General features: G+C 60.7%; 11 protein-coding genes. 6 read left to right on the top strand and 5 right to left on the bottom strand.

Features of this window, described 5'->3' with window-relative positions; genetic code table 11:
* The 4 genes from Q0K62_RS04120 to Q0K62_RS04105 all read right to left on the bottom strand — a co-directional run bounded on the left by Q0K62_RS04120 (position 1) and on the right by Q0K62_RS04105 (position 6,444).
* Positions 1–969 carry an ATP-binding cassette domain-containing protein gene (locus Q0K62_RS04120; RefSeq protein WP_297316714.1) on the bottom strand — a complete coding sequence of 323 codons (969 nt, stop codon included), beginning with the start codon at positions 967–969 and terminating at the stop codon, positions 1–3.
* A complete protein-coding gene (locus Q0K62_RS04115) occupies positions 966–2,204 on the bottom strand; it encodes an ABC transporter permease (protein ID WP_297316713.1) in 1,239 nt (412 codons plus the stop codon). Before Q0K62_RS04115 ends, Q0K62_RS04120 begins: the two co-directional genes overlap by 4 nt.
* 254 nt (positions 2,205–2,458) lie before the next feature.
* Positions 2,459–3,886: a DHA2 family efflux MFS transporter permease subunit gene (locus Q0K62_RS04110; protein WP_297316712.1), complete on the bottom strand. Its 1,428-nt coding sequence runs from the start codon at positions 3,884–3,886 to the stop codon at positions 2,459–2,461.
* Positions 3,887–4,071: 185 nt separating this feature from the next.
* A complete protein-coding gene (locus Q0K62_RS04105) occupies positions 4,072–6,444 on the bottom strand; it encodes a leucine-rich repeat protein (protein WP_297316711.1) in 2,373 nt (790 codons plus the stop codon).
* 557 nt (positions 6,445–7,001) lie between these two features.
* On the opposite strand from Q0K62_RS04105, the gene Q0K62_RS04100 reads away from it, so the two are divergent.
* The 6 genes from Q0K62_RS04100 to Q0K62_RS04075 all read left to right on the top strand — a co-directional run bounded on the left by Q0K62_RS04100 (position 7,002) and on the right by Q0K62_RS04075 (position 17,428).
* Positions 7,002–10,751 (top strand): SNF2-related protein, encoded by a 3,750-nt coding sequence (locus Q0K62_RS04100; RefSeq protein WP_297316710.1) that lies wholly within the window; start codon positions 7,002–7,004, stop codon positions 10,749–10,751.
* A 166-nt stretch (positions 10,752–10,917) separates the two neighbouring features.
* Positions 10,918–12,783, top strand: coding sequence for a sialate O-acetylesterase (locus Q0K62_RS04095; RefSeq protein WP_297316709.1), 1,866 nt, complete (start codon positions 10,918–10,920; stop codon positions 12,781–12,783).
* 553 nt (positions 12,784–13,336) lie between these two features.
* On the top strand, positions 13,337–14,269 hold the full coding sequence (locus Q0K62_RS04090) for a sugar ABC transporter permease (RefSeq protein ID WP_297316708.1): 933 nt from the start codon (positions 13,337–13,339) through the stop codon (positions 14,267–14,269).
* Positions 14,270–14,282: 13 nt separating this feature from the next.
* Positions 14,283–15,173, top strand: coding sequence for a carbohydrate ABC transporter permease (locus tag Q0K62_RS04085; RefSeq protein WP_297316707.1), 891 nt, complete (start codon positions 14,283–14,285; stop codon positions 15,171–15,173).
* A 57-nt stretch (positions 15,174–15,230) separates the two neighbouring features.
* Entirely contained in the window at positions 15,231–15,920 is a 690-nt protein-coding gene (locus Q0K62_RS04080; protein WP_297316706.1) for a hypothetical protein, read from the top strand.
* Positions 15,921–16,072: 152 nt separating this feature from the next.
* Complete coding sequence (locus Q0K62_RS04075) at positions 16,073–17,428, top strand: extracellular solute-binding protein (protein WP_297316705.1); 1,356 nt, start codon at positions 16,073–16,075, stop codon at positions 17,426–17,428.
* A gap of 59 nt (positions 17,429–17,487) precedes the next feature.
* Here Q0K62_RS04075 and Q0K62_RS04070 read toward each other — a convergent pair whose 3' ends face one another.
* Positions 17,488–18,501 carry a LacI family DNA-binding transcriptional regulator gene (locus tag Q0K62_RS04070; RefSeq protein WP_297316704.1) on the bottom strand — a complete coding sequence of 338 codons (1,014 nt, stop codon included), beginning with the start codon at positions 18,499–18,501 and terminating at the stop codon, positions 17,488–17,490.
* Between the last annotated feature and the right edge of the window lie 271 nt (positions 18,502–18,772).

Here is an 18,772-nt window from a genome sequence, read left to right as displayed (position 1 = left end):
TCAGTCGACGATGAAGCGGTCGTCGTAGGTGCCCTCATCGGCCGTGTCCAGACTGTCGGAGGTGATGAGGATCACCGCGCAGTCGTTCCGGCGTGAGACCTTCCTCAGGGTGGCCAGGAGGGTGTCCCAGTCGCCGGGCTCCAGGCCGTCGGTCGGCTCGTCGGCGATGAGCACGTCGCACTCGCAGCACAGGGCCCGGGCCACGGAGGCCAGGCGGTAGTTCAGTCCGTCCAGCTCCTTGGCGGGCTTGGCCTGGAGCCTGTCGGGGAAACCGACCCTGTCGAGCATGCGCCGGGCCAGGTTGTCCTTGGGGCCCAGGAAGGTCCTTCCGCTGGCATCCATGGTGTAGACCAGGTTCTCCACGGCGGTCAGGTCGTTGCGCAGGGCATCGGTGCCGAAGATGGCGCCGATCTGGTGGCCGCGGTAGTCCGCGGCCTCAAGCTGGCGCAGGTCGGTGCCACGGAAGAGCACCGACCCCTCGGTGGGGGCTCGCAGACCGGTCATCAGGGCCATCAGGGCGGCCTGCCTGGCGGGTGACTTGGTCACGACCGAGTAGAGTCGGCGCAGCTGGAAGTCAATGTTCACGTCGTCCAGGATCAGCTCGGTCTGTCCCTTGACCTTCCGCGAGAATTCCACGTGCTTCAGGGAGAGCACCGGGTAGCCGCCAGGCACCAGGACGGACTCGTCCACCTGGCCCAGGAGGGTGTCCTCGGGCTCGTCTCCCTCTTCGTCCTCGTCCGGGGTCTCCTGCTCGATGACCACATCGAAGGTCATCTCCTCCTCAACCTCGTCGGAGTCCTTGGGCCCGCCGTCCTCCTCTTGGGACTGCTCGGCGGCATCCGCGTCCGGGGAGACCTTGGTGTCGGTATCAGTGTTGGTGTCGGCGTTCTGCCCGGTGTTCGACTCCTTCTGGTGTCCGGCCTCGTGCTCCTCGTCCGGATCGTCATGGTCATGCTTCTGGTCGCTCATGCCTGTTCCTCCAGATCGTTGGTGTACAGCTGCGAGGTTCTGAATACAGCCACCCGAATGGCTGCGGCCAGGGCCATGACCGCGCAGACGGCCAGGCCGATCAGGGCCATTCGCCAGACCAGGCTGATGTCGGACGAGACGGCCAGCTTGCCCAGGTCGAAGCGGGCCCGGATCAGGGGCCTGCTGATCAGGGTTCCCAGACCCAGGCCCAGCACCATGCCCGGCAGGGAGAGCAGGAGGGTCTCCAGGGCGAACTGCCAGCCCAGGCGGACCTTGTGGATGCCGATGGTCATGGCCATCCCGATCTCGTTGCCGCGTGGCTTCAGCATCAGGGCCAGACAGGCCAGGAGGACCAGGCCGCCCAGAACGGAAACAAGGATGATGGCCATCCGGGCCTGATCGGCGGCCTGGTGCACGGGCTGCATCTTCTGCTCGTAGCGGGCCAGACTGGGCGAGGAGATGTCGTACTTGGACTCCTTCAGCCCGTTCTTCCGCATGGACATGGTGAATTTCCGGTAGTCCGAAGGGGAGGAGAGCACGAAGGCCACATTGAGCTCATGCCCCTTGGATCCGGGCTTGCTGGCCGTATCCAGCTCCAGGTTGGCGAAGACCGGGTAGCCGGTATATATGGTGTCGTAGGCGGTTGCGGGTTGGGACTGCCGGGTGTAACTGTAGATGCCGCCCACCTTGACCTGGGTGGTCATGTCGGTCTTGAAGGGGTTGACCAGGGTCACCCTGTCGCCCACCTTGACCGTGTTGGCCTGGGCGGTCTTCTCGGATATGAGGACCGACTGGACCCCGGAGGAGTCCTGTGAGTTGTAGTCGATCCCCTTGCCCTTGTCCACCGTGAAGGTGCCGTAGGGCAGGCTGGGTTCGGCGTCCTTGCTCGAGATTCCCTGAAGGGAGAAGTCTCCATTGGTGGTGAGCCCCTGCACGTTTATCTGCGAGGTCTCGGTGAAATAGGCCTTGTACTGCAGGCCGGTGGTCTGGAGCTGCTGGGCGTACTTGGAGTATTCCTCCCAGCCCAGGGGCTTGGCCTTGGACTCCTTTCTGGGGGTGATGACAGCATCGGCCGTCTGGGCCTCGTAGCCGCTGGTCCGGGCCGTGCGGTCGATCTTGACCACAGTGGCTCCGACCAGGGTCAGGGCCGTCACGACCAGGCAGGCCAGGAAAAAGACGAGGCTGCGGGCCAGATGCCGCCTGATGGTGAGCCAGGCGTTCTTGAGAACGAACATTGCACCCTTCCTGATTAGCATCCCGGGCGCGGTCGGGTCGACCGCCCTGGTTCCGAATCGGCCCACAGGTCGGGGCGGCCAGAAGTCCGATTCACCATGATCCAGTCTAGCGAAAGACGGTGCCAAGAGTAGGTGGTCAATCATGGAGGAAACTGGACGTCGACTGAATGAAGTCGGGCGCCCGGCCCCTGACCGGGAATTGTTTCCCGCAGGAACCGGGCGCCCGAGAGACGGACGGAGATCAGGCCCGGATGTCAGGCCTCCTGCTCGTCGGCGTGCGAGAACCTGCGCACCTTCAGGGAGATGACCAGGGCGATGACGATCAGGACGATCGTGAACCAGATGCCGAAGTGGGTCCCGTTGGTGAAGGCCGCGGCCTTGTCATCGGTTCCGGCCTGGGCCTCGCCGATGGCCAGTAGAGAGGTGGCCACTGCGGTCGCCACCGCACCGACGATCTGCTGCATGGTGTTGATGATGGTGCTGCCGTCGCCGGACTGGGCCCCGGTCAGTGAGTTCAGGGCGTAGGTCTGGGCGGGCGACATGGCCAGGGGGCAGCCGATCATCAGGATGATGTGGGCCGCCACCACGAAGATGGCCGGGGTGTGCTGGGTGGCGAAGAGGAGCATGACCCCGCCGATCAGGGCCACGATGAAGCCGGTCCTGACTGGGATCCTCGCCCCGAACCCGTCATAGAGCCTGCCGGCGAAGGCCGAGACCAGGGCGTTGATGGCGCCGCCGGGCAGCATCAGGATGCCGGTCATGGCCACGGGCAGGAGGAGTCCGCGCTGGAGGAACTGGGGCAGGATGTACATGGACGAAAGAATGACCGCGAAGTCCAGCATGACCAGGGCGGCGCCGTACCGGAAGGCCGGGATGGAGAAGATCCGCAGGTTCAGTACGGGGTGCTCAAGTCCCAGCTGACGGCGGACATAGAGGACCAGGGCGATGACCGCCACGACCAGGATCGCCAGGGTGATCGGGGAACCCCAACCATACTTGCTGGCCAGGCTGACGCCCGCGACCAGGCCGCCGAAGCCGATGATCGACTCCAGGATGGAGAGGATGTCGGGCTTCTGCCGGGTGATGGTCCCGACATTCTTCAGGAAGAAGATGGCGAAGACCAGGGCGATGACCAGGAATGGGGTGAAGAGCCAGAAGATCCAGTGCCAGGTGAACCTGCCCAGGATCAGACCGGTCAGGGTAGGGCCGATGGCCGGTGCGAACATGATGACCAGGGCGCACATGCCCATGACCGTGCCCAGCTTGGCCGGAGGGAAGATCAGCATGGCCACGGTGAACATGAGCGGCAGGATCAGACCCGTGCCGACCCCCTGGATCAGTCTGCCGGTCAGGAGGACGGCGAAGTCGGGGGCCATGGCCGAGATGACCGAGCCGACCAGGAAGGCGGCAAGGCCGAAGATGACGGTCTGGCGGGTGGTGAACCACTTGGAGATCAGGCTGGAGAAGGGCAGGACGATGCCGATGACCAACATATAGCCGGTGACCAGCCACTGGACCGTGGCTCCGGGTATCTTCAGGCTCTCCATCAGGTTGGGTAGGGCGATGTTGAGGGAGGTTTCACTCAACATGCCCACGAAAGCGCCGATCATCAGTGCTGCGATGGCGGGCCAGGGGTGGTCGACCTGGACCCTGGATCGTGTCGGGGCTGCAGGTTTGGACATCTCTTCCAAAATACTCTTCTCCTTCTCGAGACAAACAGAGTGACATGTTAGAGATTGAAACGAGTTTTCGTAAGTCGGCATGTCTACCGGAGTTCCAGGCATCCCCGTATGAGCGCATAAGGCCAGGCGTCCGAAGACCCCGTCTTTGGTCGGTGTCGGGAACCTCGGAGGGTGGGGTGATCCCTTCAACCGTCGCAGTGGTGCAGGAGGCGGTTGACCAGGAGGATGGAGGCCCCGGAAAGGGATATGCCGATCAGGAGGGTCCCGATTATGGCGCGAATCGGTATCGCGCCCGCCAGGGGCAGTTGAAAGTCGATCGTCTTGATGATGAAGGTGGCATCGCCCAGGCTGTAGTCGACGTCATACCATCTGGTGCCCAGGTGGTTCGCATCAAGCAGGTTGACGATCCGGGCCTTCCCCTGTTCGGTCAGCCTGACCTGGTAGGTCCCCACCGCGCTGGCCCCATCCCCCTGAACGGTTCCATCCGCATTCATGAGTTGCAGGTCTCCGGGTTCCAGGGTGAATGTGCCCGGATGAACGGTGGTCCCGTCCGATTCGAACATGGTCAGGGTGTACTTCGCCGGTTCGGGTTTCTGGACCTCCCCGTTTGCGACCGCCGTTGTGCTGCCCGAGAGCTTGCCCTTGAGATGGCGGGTGACGTTGACATAGGCATCCGCGATGGAGGAGGGGTTCGTACTTCCCCGCGGGTACCGGAACTGTACATGCCAGAGGCCCTCGCTGGACAGGTTGTATTCAAGGGTGTCGGACCCGCCCTGACTGTTGGTGAGCCGCACCACCCCCATGGGGTCAGTCAGAATCACATCCAAGCTGGAAACGGTGATGGCGTTGCCGCCCGCATCCCTGGCTGAGATGAAGTTATCGAGCGGCGTCCATCTGGCCTGATAATCGCTGAAGGAGTCACGAACCCGTATCCTGTCCTCGTTCAGATAGACCTGATAGTAGCCGTTGAAGACGGATTTCCCGTCCTGTGCCATGTTCCAGGCGAAACGGAAGCTGGTCGTACCCGCCGGGACGGTGAACGTGCCGCCTCCTGCCGATGAGTAGGAGACACCAGTGGAACTCCATACGTTGCCTGGGTCGATGTCGATATGGTCCAGCCCCAGACCGGCCAGGTCGGTGTCGCCGAAGAGTTCGCCCAGGCTGATGAGACGCTTGTTGGGAGCGAAGTAGATGGCCGGGTTCTCGATATTGGCCGGTGATGCGCCGTTCAGCTGGGCCGAGGGGAGACTCAGCTCGGATATGTTGTTGTAGTCGAAGGCGTGGTCGCCGATGCTGACCGAACTGTCGGCATGGACCCCGGTCAACAGGTTGCCCACGAAGGCGAGCGTTCCGATACTGGTCAAGGTGTCGGGGAATGTGAGGTCGCTCGAATTCGATTCCCCCATGATGCGGTTGTAGGCGAAAGCGGAATCGCTGATGGTCTCCAGGACCGAGTCGGGCGGTATCGTCATCGTCCCGATGAGGTTGCCGAAGAAGGCCCTGTCGCCGATGTGCTCCAGGGTGGCGGGCAGGGTCAGGTCGTCCTGGATTTTGTCGTAGATGAAGGCCTCCGCTCCGATGTCGGTCAGGGAGTCGGCCCCTGTCAGGTCCAGCCGGGTCAGTGTCGCCATGTTCGAAAAGGCGTTCTCGCCGATGGTCTTCACCCTGTCCGGGATGGTGACGGATGACAGGAGGGTGTTGCGGAAGGCGGAGTTTCCGATACCGGTCAGGGAGGTTGCCTGGCTGAGATCCAGGTTGGACAGCCTGTTCGGATGGTTCGTGTCGTTGATGAAGGCCGACTCGCCGATGGTCTCCACCTTGTCGGGAATGCCGATCGACGGGATATCGCTATATGCAAAGGCCTGGTATCCGATGGTCTTCAGGTTCGAGGGCAGATGAATCTCATCGATGTGCGTGCCGAAGAAGGCCTGGGATTTGATGGTCTCTACACTGTCGGGTATGCAGAGGTGGCGGATGGCGTTGCCGCTGCCCGGCTGGTAGACCATGGCCTGCTCGCCGATGGAAGTGACCGTATAGGTGTTCCCGTCCTTGGTGAAGGTGCCGGGCAGCTGGACCTCGCTCCCGTCCGGCAGCCATCCCAGGCTGGGGGTGAATTTTTCCAGTTCGGCGGTTCTGCCGGTCTCGCTGGTGATGGTCCAGTTCCACCTTTCAGGTTCGGCCTCGACGGTGCATCCGCCACCCCCGGAGCTTGGGGTGGAAGGGGTGTCCCTGCTGTTGATCTGAGGACTCTTCGCCTGTGGGGCCTGTGCCGGTTGGGCTTGGCCAGTCCGGCCCGGTGTTTGCTGGTTCCCAGCCGGTTCACCCGGGGTCTGTTCCTGTCCAAGCGGTTGTGTCGGGCGTGTTCCGGCGGCTTTCGCCCGTTCGCCCGGTTCGGAGATTTCGTCGGCTGCGGCGAATTGTGGCATACCCAGGAGGGCGCAGGTGCCGAGCAGCCCCACCAGCACCAGAATCGTTATGAAAATCGTGGCGAAGGAAGCGAAACTGCCTGAACGCAGGGAGCTCAGATCTGCTCTTTTCTCTCCTAACCTGTATGCCATAAATCCTCGTCTCGTCACCCCGGCACCCTGCTCCTGGATTCGCACCCGCAGAGCAATCGAGAACTTTTCCACTATATTATAGATAAAAACAGGGAAAGCGGGATGGATAAGAGGTTTCTGGAGATTCAATATGAAATTCTGGTTTCCCCATTCGATTACGGTGCGGCCACCGTTCCCATGTGTTCCGTGGCATCATTGATTCGGGGCCCTCCGCCCACCCTGCTGTTCGCCTGGGGCCCTGATGTGGGGTGACGGGAATTTCTCGCTACTCATCGATATGGAACCGGTGCCATTTATTGCTGTACTGATCCTGTTTTTTTTTTCACAGTAATGGACAACACTTCTTCAGGCCTCCACTCCATCCACCTTTCCGTCCTCGCTTCCCTGCGGAGGGCGCTTTTGCGCAATCCGACACCGGCCGACGTTTTTATTCCTATCGATGGGCTCGGAGGGCGGTGCGACTGACTTGGTAGACTCAGGGCGTTGTTGGTGGGCTCTTGGAGAGAAGACGAGTCTTGCCCCTCTCCGTTCAAGTACGATGGTTTTCAGAGGAGGTCGTGGGTTTGGATTGGCATGCGGCGGTCTATGGTGGAAGGTCCGGCGGGGGGAGTGACCTGGGCTTTTTCGATGCCGGTGACGATGATGATTCAACCACCTACGAGGGCCTGGACGTCATATCTGATGCCAAGCTGCGCCGCCTGGGGGGCAGGGCCTACTTCCGCGCTCATGAGCTCCTCGACGCACACCGCATGACCGGCATGAAGGTCCGGGAAGAGGGCGACCTCCTGACTCTCTCGACCCGGGTTCGTTCCACCTATGACCTGACCGACGACTACGTGGTGCAGACCCGACTGGACCAGTCAGAAGGCCAGGTGATCGGTTCCTCCTGCACCTGCCAGGCTTTCGGGCGACAGGGTTCCGTCTGCAAGCATGTCATAGCCCTGATCATGGCCTACAACGAGGATCCGGACGGGTTCGACCGGGTGACCGTCCCCGGCGGCCGCAGATCCGGGGCCCGCAGGACCTCCCGCTCCCTGGGCGCCTACATGCTCCGGGAGGAGAGGAACATCCGGCGTTCCTATCAGGACAGGCAGCTCAAGCTCCTCAGGGAGGTCGATGACCGTGCAGGGGATCAGGCCGGCCCCGTAACCGACCGTAACCGGCACATGCCCATAGGCTCGGTTGGGCTCAGGCCCGACCTGGCCGATCTGACCGGCGGTTGGCAGATCCGGTTCCACATCACCAGTGTCTCCAAGGGCGTCTCCTACCTGGTCAAGGACATCCCCGCCCTCCTGCGGGCTGTGGATCAGTCCGAATTCGTCTCCTATGGCCGCCACTTGGCCTTCGTCCATTCCAGGGACACCTTCGACCAGCGGTCCCTTTCCCTGCTCGGCCTGGTGGAGAGGGCCGCCGTCATCCGTCGAAATCTGGCCGCCCAGCAGGAACCCTCCGGCCGTCACGTTACCCGGTCCTCCCTGGGGCAGATGACCCTGACCGACGACGAGGTGGCCCAGCTCCTCGACCTCTATGTGGACTCGGGCCTGACCCTGGACTATACGCCCCACGAGCGTTATCTGCGCCAGACCATGCCCGCCCGGGTGGTTGATGGGGACCCGGACCTGGGAATCAGCATCAGTCCCGACCGGTCCGGTGGGGCCGGCTCCGGCGGGTACCTGATCGGGCATGAGGTGTCGGTGGAACGGTTCATTCCGGGCCAGGCCACCTCCTTTGTGGTGGTGCGCCCAGTCACCTCCGGCGGGATCCAGGATGCCGACCCGGTCATTCACCGGTGTTCCCCGGGGTTCATCAAGGATCGGGAACTGATTGAAACCCTCTGCGGTGACCAGGAGGAATCCGGGCTCTATCTGGACCGGGACGACCTGGGCCTCTTCACTCGGACAGTCCTGCCTGAGTTGGACGGTTCCGGTGCTGATTCGGCCCGGGGGCGGGGTCGGGAGCAAGGTCGCGGTCTGGAAGGGGATCAAAATCGCGGCCAGGGTCTCGCCCCGGGTCATGGTCAGAACGGGAAGGGGTTGCGGACTCCCGCCCTGGTCGCCAGTCTTCCTCCTGAGCTCTCGGAATTGCGCCGCCCCCCCTGTCAGATCGAGTTCTATCTGGATCGTGACCAGGAGGGAATCATCTGCGATCCTGAAGCCAGGTATGCAGAGCTAAGCTATCCTATTTTCCAGGATCTTCCCACAGCCGGTGATGCCATCCGTGACCTGGATAGCGAGCGTCTGGCCAAGGAGGCGGTCCGCCAGTACTTCCCCGCCCCCCGGGAGGGTCTGGTCCGGATTCCCGAATCGGACGAAAAGGGCATCTACGCCTTCCTGACCCAGGGCCTGCCCCTCCTGCGGGGCCTTGGTCAGGTCTTCTCCACCCCGGCCTTCGACGGCCTGACCGTGAGCAGCCATACCCAGATCAGGGTGGGGGTCAGCCTCAAGTCGGGACTGGTCGAGATATCTCCCATCGCCAAGGAGATCGACCCGGACGAGGTGGCCGAGCTCCTGGCCCAGTACCGCAAGCGTCGGCGCTTCCACAGGCTGCGCAACGGGGCCTTCGTGGACCTGGCCACCCTGGATACCAGCAAGATCGATGCCGTGGCCTCGGACCTGGGCATCCCCCTGGCCACCTTGGATGCCGGCCAGGTGCCGGTGCCCGCCTACCAGGCCTACTACCTGGATGTCCAGGTTGGTCAGGAGGACCGGGACCAGGGTTTCCGCTCCTATCTGGACGGGCTCAGGACCGTGGATCCCCGGGCCTATCAGGTGCCGGAGAACCTTCATGGCCGGTTGCGGCCCTACCAGGTCGAGGGGTACCGGTGGCTGAACACGGTGAGCGATCGGGGCTTCGGCGGCATCCTGGCCGACGAGATGGGCCTGGGCAAGACCGTGCAGATGCTGGCCTATCTGCTTTACCGTCACAATCAGACCGCCGGGGAATCCGGCCAGTCCAACATGGGAGACCAGGCGGGCAATACACCCGGCCAGGCTGGTTATCAGGGCCGGTCCGCTGATGAACCAGGTCTGCCCTCCCTGATCGTCTGCCCGGCCTCCCTGGTCTACAACTGGGCTGCCGAAGCCCGGCATTTCGCCCCCGAATTGAAGGTCGGGATCCTGGCCGGGCGCAAGGCCGACAGGAGGTCCATGCTCGAGGCCTGCGGATCCTACGATCTTCTGGTCACCTCCTATGACCTGCTTCGACGCGACATCGAGGACTACCGGGGTCGCTCGTTCGACACCCTGGTCCTGGACGAGGCCCAGTACATCAAGAACCATGCCACCAAGGCCTCCCGGGCCGTGCGGACCGTGGACTCGCGCCATCGATTCGCCCTGACCGGTACCCCCATCGAGAACCGGCTGTCCGAGCTCTGGAGCATCTTCGACTTCCTCATGCCCGGTATCCTGGGCCCGTATGCCCACTTCCGCGACCGTTTCGAGATGCCCATCCTGAGCGGTGACCAGGATGCCCAGGCCAGGCTCCAGGCCCTGGTCGGCCCCTTCATCCTTCGTAGGATCAAGTCCCAGGTCCTGACCGACCTTCCCGAGAAGATCGAGAATGTCATCACCGTCCCCCTGGAAGGCCGCCAGCGCAAGCTGTACGCCGCCCTGGAGCAGGAGCTCAGGGGCACCCTGAACCGCGAGCATGACCGGGAGTACGAGGTCGGCAAGATCCAGGTCCTGGCACAGTTGACCAGGCTGCGGCAGGTCTGCTGCGACCCCCGACTGGTCTATGACGACCCGCAGGATGGCGAAGCTCGCTCCGAGGTGGACCGCCCCGGCCGGTCGGCCAAGCTGGACGCCATCGAGGACCTGGTCATTTCCTGTCAGGATGCCGGTCGCAAGATGCTGATCTTCTCCCAGTTCACCTCCTACCTGGACCTGATCGCCCAGCGGCTGCGTGGGCTCGGGGTGGGCTACGACATGATCACCGGCGCCACATCCAAGAAGCGCCGCCTGGACCTGGTCGAGCAGTTCAACAGCGACAGGACACCGGTCTTCCTGATCTCCCTGAAGGCGGGCAACACCGGTCTGAACCTGACCGGTGCCTGCGTGGTGGTCCACGCCGACCCCTGGTGGAACGCAGCCGCCCAGGAGCAGGCCAACGACCGGGCCCACCGGATCGGCCAGACCCAGGACGTGAACGTCTATCAGATCGTGGCCAAGGATACGATCGAGGAGCGCATCCTCAACCTGCAGCGATCCAAGAGCGACCTGGTTTCCCGCTTCGTGGACTCCGCGGCGGTCACCGGTGCCTCCGACATCGGCCGTCTGAGCCGCAAGGACCTCTTGGCTCTTCTGGGCTGATCCGGTCCTTCCCGGGCGGCTGGGCCGATGGACGGTTCCCTGCATCCGGCCGATTTGTCGATGATACGGTCATCACATAATCTGGTGCTTGGGCAGGAACGATCGCTTCCTGACGATGAGGTGGTTCCCTATGCGTTTGTCGCCTGTGTTCAGTGCGGGAATGGTGTTGCAGCGAGATGCGCCCGGTCGGGTCTGGGGGCATGGCGACCCCGGTTCCCTGGTTCGGGTGACCCTGGATCATGCCTCCGGAACCGCCGAGGTGGATGCCTCCGGCCATTGGCGGCTCGACCTGCCTGCTCACGCAGCCGGTGGCCCCTATGTCCTTCGTGCCACCTCCACCGATCGGTCCGGGGCCGAGGGTGAGGAGATCCTGGTTGAAGATGTCCTTTTCGGCGATGTATGGATATTGGCCGGTCAGTCGAATATGCAACTCGGGATGGGGCGGTTGAAGGACCGCTACCAGGATGAGGTCGACCATGTCGACGATGACCGGATACGTTTCTTCCGCGTTCCGGAATCGGTCTCCTTCAGGGGGCCTCTTGATGATGTGCAAGGAGGGTTCTGGGAGGTTGTGGGCAGGGATGGCCTGACCGATGTGTCCGGTGTCGGGTTCTTTTTCGCACGGGCGATCAGGCGGGATCAGGATGTGCCCCTGGGGTTGATCCAGGTGGCCATCGGCGGCACTCCCATAGAGACCTGGATGAGCGGTCCGCGCCTGGAAGGTCTCGGGTATCTCGGGGCAGGGGCGGCGGATCGCCCCGCCCCGGAGGACATTGCCGCTTTTCGGCGGTCCGAGGATGAAGCCGACGAGGCGTACCGGAGGGACGTTGACCGGGCCGATCGTGGCCTGGCCGGCGATTGGTTTGCCCCGGACTACGACGATTCCGGCTGGGATGGTCTGGACCTCGACCGGGCCTGGCGGGTGCATGATGCCCTGGCCGACCCGGGGGTCGTCTGGATGCGGTGCCGGGTCGATATTCCGGCTCCCTATCAGGGGCATCCGGCCAGGCTGAACCTGGGCACCCTGGTCGATGCGGACGAATGCTATGTGGACGGACGCCTGGTCGGATCGACCGGATACCGCTACCCGCCCCGGTCCTATCCGATTGACCGCCTGGGTGCCCAGGTGCAGATAACCGTGCGTCTGCATATCGATACTGACCTAGGTGGCGGGTGGACCCCGGGCAAGCACCGCTCCCTGGCCATCACCGACATGGATCGTGCCGAAGTGGATCTGGATACCAAGGGGCTCTGGTCCTACCGGAGGGGTGTCTGTGCGCCACCGGCTCCGGTCAGGCACTTCCCGTCCCGGCTTCCATCCTCCTGTTTCAACGCCATGGTGGCGCCCTTGGGCGGGATGCCGATATGTGGAGTCCTCTGGTACCAGGGTGAGTCCAATGCCTCGCGTACCGCCGTAGGATATGCCCGGAAATTCATGGGTCTCATTCAGGATTGGCGGACCCTGTTCGGCAGGCCTGACCTTCCGTTCATCTATGTCCAGTTGCCCAACCTGTGTATCGAGGGCCAGCAATGGCCACGTCTGCGTGATGAGCAGCGCAAGGCCCTGGTCCTGGACCAGACCGCCATGGTGGTTGCCTGTGACCTCGGGGAAGACAACGACCTGCACCCCCTGGACAAAAAGCACGTGGGGGAACGTCTGGCCTACGCCGCCCAGGCCATGGTCTACGGGGCCGACCACCAGGCGATGGGTCCCGATATCAGCCATGCCGAACGTAGGGAGGAGGGAATCATCCTCCACTTCACCGGGGCCGGCTCAGGTCTGGTGGCTCAGGGGCCCCTGACCTTCGACCTGGTCGATGCCGGGTCCGGTCACGGCCCACAGACCGTGCAAGGGGCCATCGCTTCCCCCGACACGGTCCTTATCCCCGTGGACTCGGATCGGGTTCTGGGAGACCCTGTCTTCGTAAGGTATGCCTGGGCTCACTCGCCTCGTGTCCCCCTTGCCAATGTGGAGGGTCTCCTGGTTTCGCCCTTCGAGATTCCGCTTGACCAGGCGGTGCACGCCGCCTGATTCGCGGTGCGCTGTCCTGGTTGGTTACGCGTTGCCGTTGGGAACGGGGTTGAAAATAGCTGGAATAGTTAGTGACGAAACTGTCGATTCTTAAATCGAAAAAGATGATGACGATTATGCTGATATACCCAAAGAGACTCGGATGCTGATAGAGAAGGTTGTACTTTGGGTAGAGGCGACAAGCACAAAGTAAAGAAGTGGAAGCAAGTGTCTGTCCGGGTTCTTGCTGTCGCTGGTCGGATCTGTCAGTCAGTAGTAGGTAAAAGCAGGAGAATGACTTTTCGCTCAGGTCTCAGCCTTATTCAGTACATATATAAAGTTTCGATATAAAACTTGAAAAGTTTTGGTATTTCTCGTAAACAATGATACGATATCGCTGATTGTAGAGACGAAGAGGAATCTGACGGAGACGTCGCGTGGCCAGGGTTGGTCATTGTTCGGTTCCCACCGTTCCCGGAAAGGTAGGCAGAAATGAAGACAGACTGCAGTCTTCTGGAAGTAAACCAGGCAGCATTCGACTGTCCCAGCGCTCGTTGAAAGGGGATGAGCACCTGTGAGTTACGCCGTTGAATTCGCTTCTCTGGTGAAGAACCGGGGGAAAGCGAAGCAGAAACATCCCGATAACAAGGCGGCATGTGGGTTCATGGCCCCCTGGGCCCTGGGGGCGGTATTTTTGTCGCTGATTCCGATGGTCGCCTCGGTTGTTCTCTCGTTCACCAAGTACAACATGCTGACCAGCCCGAGGTTTGTGGGGTTACAGAACTTCGCCGCCCTCTTCAAGGATGTAAGGTTCCGGCATTCGCTGCGGGTTACCTTCACCTACGTCATAGCGTCGGTGCCTCTGCAGCTGTTGGCTGCACTTGCCCTGGCGGTGATACTCGACCGGGGAATGCGAGGTCTGGCCTTTTATCGGTCAGCCTTCTACCTGCCCTCCATGCTGGGCGGTTCCGTCGCCATTGCGGTCTTGTGGAAGATGGTCTTCGGCTCCGATGGTCTCTTCAACAACTTCCTGAACATGTTTGGTCTCCACCTGAGTCAGTCCTGGATAGGCAATCCAGCCACAGCCAATTGGACCCTGGTGGCCCTGCATGTCTGGCAGTTTGGTTCGGCCATGGTGATCTTCCTGGCTGGTCTCCGGCAGATTCCCCGGGAGCTTTATGAGGCAGCCAGCGTGGATGGTGCCGGAAAGTGGAGGCAATTCAGGTCCATCACGATCCCCATGCTTTCTCCCATCATCTTCTTCAACCTGGTCATGAGCATCATCAACAGCTTCCAGACCTTCACCCAGGCCTTCGTTGTCTCGGGCGGCACCGGAGGCCCGTCCGACTCCACGCTCTTCTACACGCTGTATCTCTATCAGCAGGGTTTCGGTCAGCTGAAGATGGGGTATGCGTCCGCCATGGCCTGGATTCTGGTGCTCATTGTGGCCGTGTTTACCCTGATCAATTTCGCACTGTCCAAGTATTGGGTGTATTACGATGACTGACTCACAGAACATTATGAAAACCGATGTGTTGCAAGCCGCCGCCACTGCTCACGGCAAGAAAAGCGGGACAGGATTCAAGCAGATTGCCTGGCAGGTGGCCAAGCAGGTCCTTCTCCTGGTCTTCGCAGTCATCATGCTCTATCCGATCCTGTGGATGATCGCCTCCAGCCTCCGTGGTCAGAACGACATCTTCAAGAACATGGGACTCCTGGTGACCCAACCCGTCTGGTCGAACTATGCCAAGGGCTGGCATGCCTTGAGCTACCCCTTCAGCCGGTACTTCATCAATTCCTTCGTCATCGTAATCCTCGCCATCATTGGCAATATCCTGACATGCTCTCTGACGGCCTACGCTTTTGCTCGCCTGAATTTCAGCTTCAGGAACTTGATGTTCGGCTTCATGCTGCTCATGCTGATGGTCCCCATCCATGTCATCGTCATCCCCCAGTACATCATCTGGAATTCCCTGGGCATGATCAACACGATTGTTCCCTTGGTCCTGCCCAAGTTCCTGGCCATGGACGGGTTCTTCGTCTTCCTCTTCTACCAGTTCATTCGGGGCATACCCCGTGATCTGGATGAGGCCGCGAAGATCGATGGTGCCGGACACCTGCGAATCTTCTTTCAGGTGCTGCTGCCGCTGATGAAGCCGGCCATCGGTACCACCGCCGTTTTCACCTTCATGTGGACCTGGAATGATTTTTTCAGTCAGCTGATCTACCTGACCAAGCCACAGTATTACACGGTGCCTATCGCTCTGCGCACCTTCATCGATGCCCAGTCGCAATCGTCATACGGCCCCATGTTCGCCATGAGTGTCCTATCGATCATTCCGCTCTTCCTGGTCTTCTGCTTCGGCCAAAGATATCTGGTGGAGGGCATCGCTACGACTGGCGGAAAGTGATCCGTCTCGCTGGCATGGGGGCTACAGGACAGCATCCGGTGAGTCAAGGAGGTAAACATGGCCTTGTTGCGGTATCACGATGGTCAGCGACACGGGTATGTCGAACAGTCTGATGTCCAGCCTTTAACCGGGATCAGGCAGTTGGGACACGTGCTGGTGACCAGGCCCTGGCAACTTATCCAGGTGAGTGTGCTTTTCAGCCTGGCCTGTCTGCCCGTGGTCACCATACCCATGGCCTGGTCGGCGCTGTGCCGGATTTGCGGCTTACTTCTGGAACGCCGGATGTGCAGTCCCATCCACGATTTTCCGAATGCCATGATGGCTGACTGGAAACGTGTCCTGGGTGGTGGATGGACCCTCCTGGGTTTTCAGGCGGTCTCCGTCATCGGCATTGTTTTCTATGCCCATGCCGGGGGGGCCGTCGGTACTGTGGTCATGGCCGCGGTTGTCCTGGTCCTGGCCCTGCTCTGCATGGCCGCCGCATACACTTTTCCGCTCATCTGGGCTACCGACTTCAAGTACCGGGATCTGATTCGTGATTCCCTGCTTCTGGCCGTGGTCAGGCTCCCCCGGAACCTGTCGGTGCTCATGGTTGGTCTGCTTCTTGTGGGTGCTGTGGTGCTCCTCATGCCTTATTCGGTTTTCGTTCTGCCCTTGTTCGGTTGGGCCGTCTTGGCCCTGATTGCCACTTGGAATGCCAAGGATGGCATCAGGCGGTACGTGGTCGTCGATCGACAATCTGCGTGAGAGGGGGATGGGAAGTCGTGATGTGCGATGTCGTTTGAACCGTGAGTTTACGGGTTCGGATCCGGGTGACGGCATCGTTCGGTAGTAGCGCTGTGAAAGTAATTCCGTGGGGTCGGGGCATGTCCCCGCTCGTCTTTCAAGGAGGAACAATAATGAAATCCAAGAATAAAGTGATTGCGGCCATTGCCGCCACATCGGCCATGGCCATGGCCCTGTCGGGTTGCGGCGGCTCGGCCACCGAGGGCAGCGGCAGTGATGCGCCGGCTCTGGCCCCCAAGGGAGAAAAGGTGTCCATCACCCTGAATTGGTGGGGTTCAGATGCCCGGGTCAAACTGACCGAGTCCGCGGTAAAGCGGTTTGAGGCTGCTAATCCCAACATTCATGTTGATATGCAGTACTCGGATTGGGGCGGATACTGGGACAAGTTGGCGACCTCGGTGGCTGGCGACAATGCCCCCGATGTGATGCAGATGGATGAAAGCTACTTCTCCTCGTATGCCTCGCAGGGTTCGCTCTACGACCTGTCCAAGGTGTCGAAGTTCCTCGATTTTGGGAACATGTCCGTGGACAACAAGAAGGCAGGCCAGATTGAAGGAAAGCAGTATGCCGCCGAGACGAGCGTGACCTTGGATGGTGTCATCGTCAACATGGATATTCTCGAGAAGCTGGGCATCACGCTTCCCGATACCTCGGCCTGGACCTGGAAGCAGTATGAGGACGTCTGCCAGCAGGTGGTCGATAAGTCCAACGGGGAGTATGTGGGTACCCAGCCCACCTTCGGCGGGTATGACTTCCAGCTCTGGCAGCGTCAGCACGGCAAACGGTCGATGTTCACCGGCAACAAGGTCAGCATCGACAAGAAGCTGATGGCCGACTACATGCAGAAGGCCTATGACTGGACACATGGCAAGAACCCGATCGCCGGGAGCCCGGACAAGTGGAGCGAGCAGTTCTCCGCGGTCAACGGCACCCTGCAGGATACCGATATGGCCAAGGGCAAGCAGGCCCTGTCCTTCGGATCCGGTGGCCTTTCCTCACAGCTGGCACAGTATGCCAAGGCCCTGGGCACCGAGAACTTCAAGATTGTTCCCATGCCTGCCGACAGGTCGGCCAGCAAGAAGTACTACTACATGAAGCCGGGTATGTACTGGTCCATTTCGGCCAAGTCCAAGCACCCTGCCGAGTCCGCCAAGCTTATTGATTTCCTGATCAACGATGACCAGACCGGCAAGGAGTTCGGGACCGATCGCGGCATCCCGACCAATAAGAAGGTCCGTAAGGAGCTGGCTGCAACCGCCAATCCGCTTGACAAGCAGCTCTTTGACTTCGTGGATCAGATGAGTAGGATTTCCGGCGATAATCCCGACCCGACGCCGAATGGCGCCAGCGGATTCACGAATGCCTTCCTGCGTAAGCTCCAGGATGTCGTCTTCGACAAGTCCAAGCCCGACAAGGCTGCTGAAGAGTTGGTGAGCGAGATTCAGAACTCGGTGGATACGGCATCCTGATGATTCCTTCGAAGTTCAGGAGGTGAAGCCGCAGCTATCGGCCATGCCGATTCGTTGCTTCACCCCCTGGTCTGGTGCAGGAGTTCAGTGCTGTTCCGGACGATGAGCCTGGTGGGGAAGACTGTTTCTTTTTGCACTTTCCGGCCATCCCTCATCTGCAGGATGAGCTCGACGGCGTGACGGGCCATTTCTGAGATTGGCTGTTCGACGGTTGTCAGGGCGGGGCCGAGATATTCGGAGGTTCGGATGTTGTCGAACCCGACCACTGACAGGTCGCCGGGAATGCTGATGCCCAGCTGTCTGGCCGCTTCATAGACCCCCATGGCCTGAAGGTCGTCTCCGGCAAAGATTGCCGTGGGGCGGTGGTCCGTGGTCAATAAGGACAGCGCCTGGGTGCGGCCGTCGTCTTCGGTGAACTTGCCGGACCGTTTCAGAGCCGGATCCACTGGAATCCCGGCCTCGGACATGGCTGAGCAGTGGCCATCGTAGCGTGCACGGGAACAGGTCATGTTCTTGGGGCCTGTGATGATCCCAATGTGGGTGTGGCCCAGGGAGATCAGATGTCTGGTCCCGAGGAGCCCGCCGGTCCAGTTGTCGGCTCTCAAGGTCACCGAATCGCCGGCGGCCTCGCCGCGGGAGTCTACGGTCACGAAGGGGATGTTGCGGGATGTGAGCAGGTGTTTCTCTTTCTCCTTGCCTTCGAGGAGGACGAAGATGACCCCGATGGGACGTCGCTCCAGGGTTCCGTAGATCCAGGACTGATTCCTGTCCTCATTGTCGGAACCCGTCATGGTAAGAGTGACGCTCAGGCCGTTTTCCTGGGCCATCTCGCTCACCCCCTGCAGGATTTCCAGGGACCAGACGCTATCGATGCGTTCGAGGATGACCTCGATGGAGTTCCTCTTGGATGTGTTGATCAGAGACTTCTGGTATCCGGCCGAATCAAGCAGCTTTTCAACACGGCTTCGGGTAGCTTTGGCCACATCGGGTCTGCCGTTGATGACTTTCGAAACGGTCGCGATTGAAACCCCTGCCTCTTTGGCGATGTCAGCGAGTTTCACATCTTTCCTCATGATTGGGTCACCTTTCCCGAATTGTACCGGAATGAGTCTATCGAAACTTTCTGAGTATGCAACAGGATACTGCTGATTTATGACCAAACAAGCGCTATTGGTCTTCAAGTTTTTGGTTTTGCCCGTCCGGACATGAGTCAATATTGAGTATTTGTCTAGTGTAAAAATTACGCTAAGAAAAGCGAAAATTACGTAACTACTATGGTCTTGTCTTCAAAAGAAAGAAAAGAGCATGTTTGAGCCCATGTGGTTGTCCGATGAGGTTGTCCGC

It is taken from the genome of uncultured Bifidobacterium sp. (genome assembly GCF_945269915.1).
Classification (GTDB): Bacteria; Actinomycetota; Actinomycetes; order Actinomycetales; family Bifidobacteriaceae; genus Bombiscardovia; species Bombiscardovia indica.
Note: the sequence above shows the minus strand (reverse complement) of the source record. Positions and strands in the feature narration are given on the sequence as shown.

Coding starts and splice junctions, on each gene's coding strand:
- Q0K62_RS04120 (WP_297316714.1), bottom strand. CDS start 969: ATGAGCGACCAGAAGCATGACCATGACGATCCGGACGAGGAGCACGAG.
- Q0K62_RS04115 (WP_297316713.1), bottom strand. CDS start 2,204: ATGTTCGTTCTCAAGAACGCCTGGCTCACCATCAGGCGGCATCTGGCC.
- Q0K62_RS04110 (WP_297316712.1), bottom strand. CDS start 3,886: ATGTCCAAACCTGCAGCCCCGACACGATCCAGGGTCCAGGTCGACCAC.
- Q0K62_RS04105 (WP_297316711.1), bottom strand. CDS start 6,444: ATGGCATACAGGTTAGGAGAGAAAAGAGCAGATCTGAGCTCCCTGCGT.
- Q0K62_RS04085 (WP_297316707.1), top strand. CDS start 14,283: ATGAAAACCGATGTGTTGCAAGCCGCCGCCACTGCTCACGGCAAGAAA.
- Q0K62_RS04080 (WP_297316706.1), top strand. CDS start 15,231: ATGGCCTTGTTGCGGTATCACGATGGTCAGCGACACGGGTATGTCGAA.
- Q0K62_RS04075 (WP_297316705.1), top strand. CDS start 16,073: ATGAAATCCAAGAATAAAGTGATTGCGGCCATTGCCGCCACATCGGCC.
- Q0K62_RS04070 (WP_297316704.1), bottom strand. CDS start 18,501: ATGAGGAAAGATGTGAAACTCGCTGACATCGCCAAAGAGGCAGGGGTT.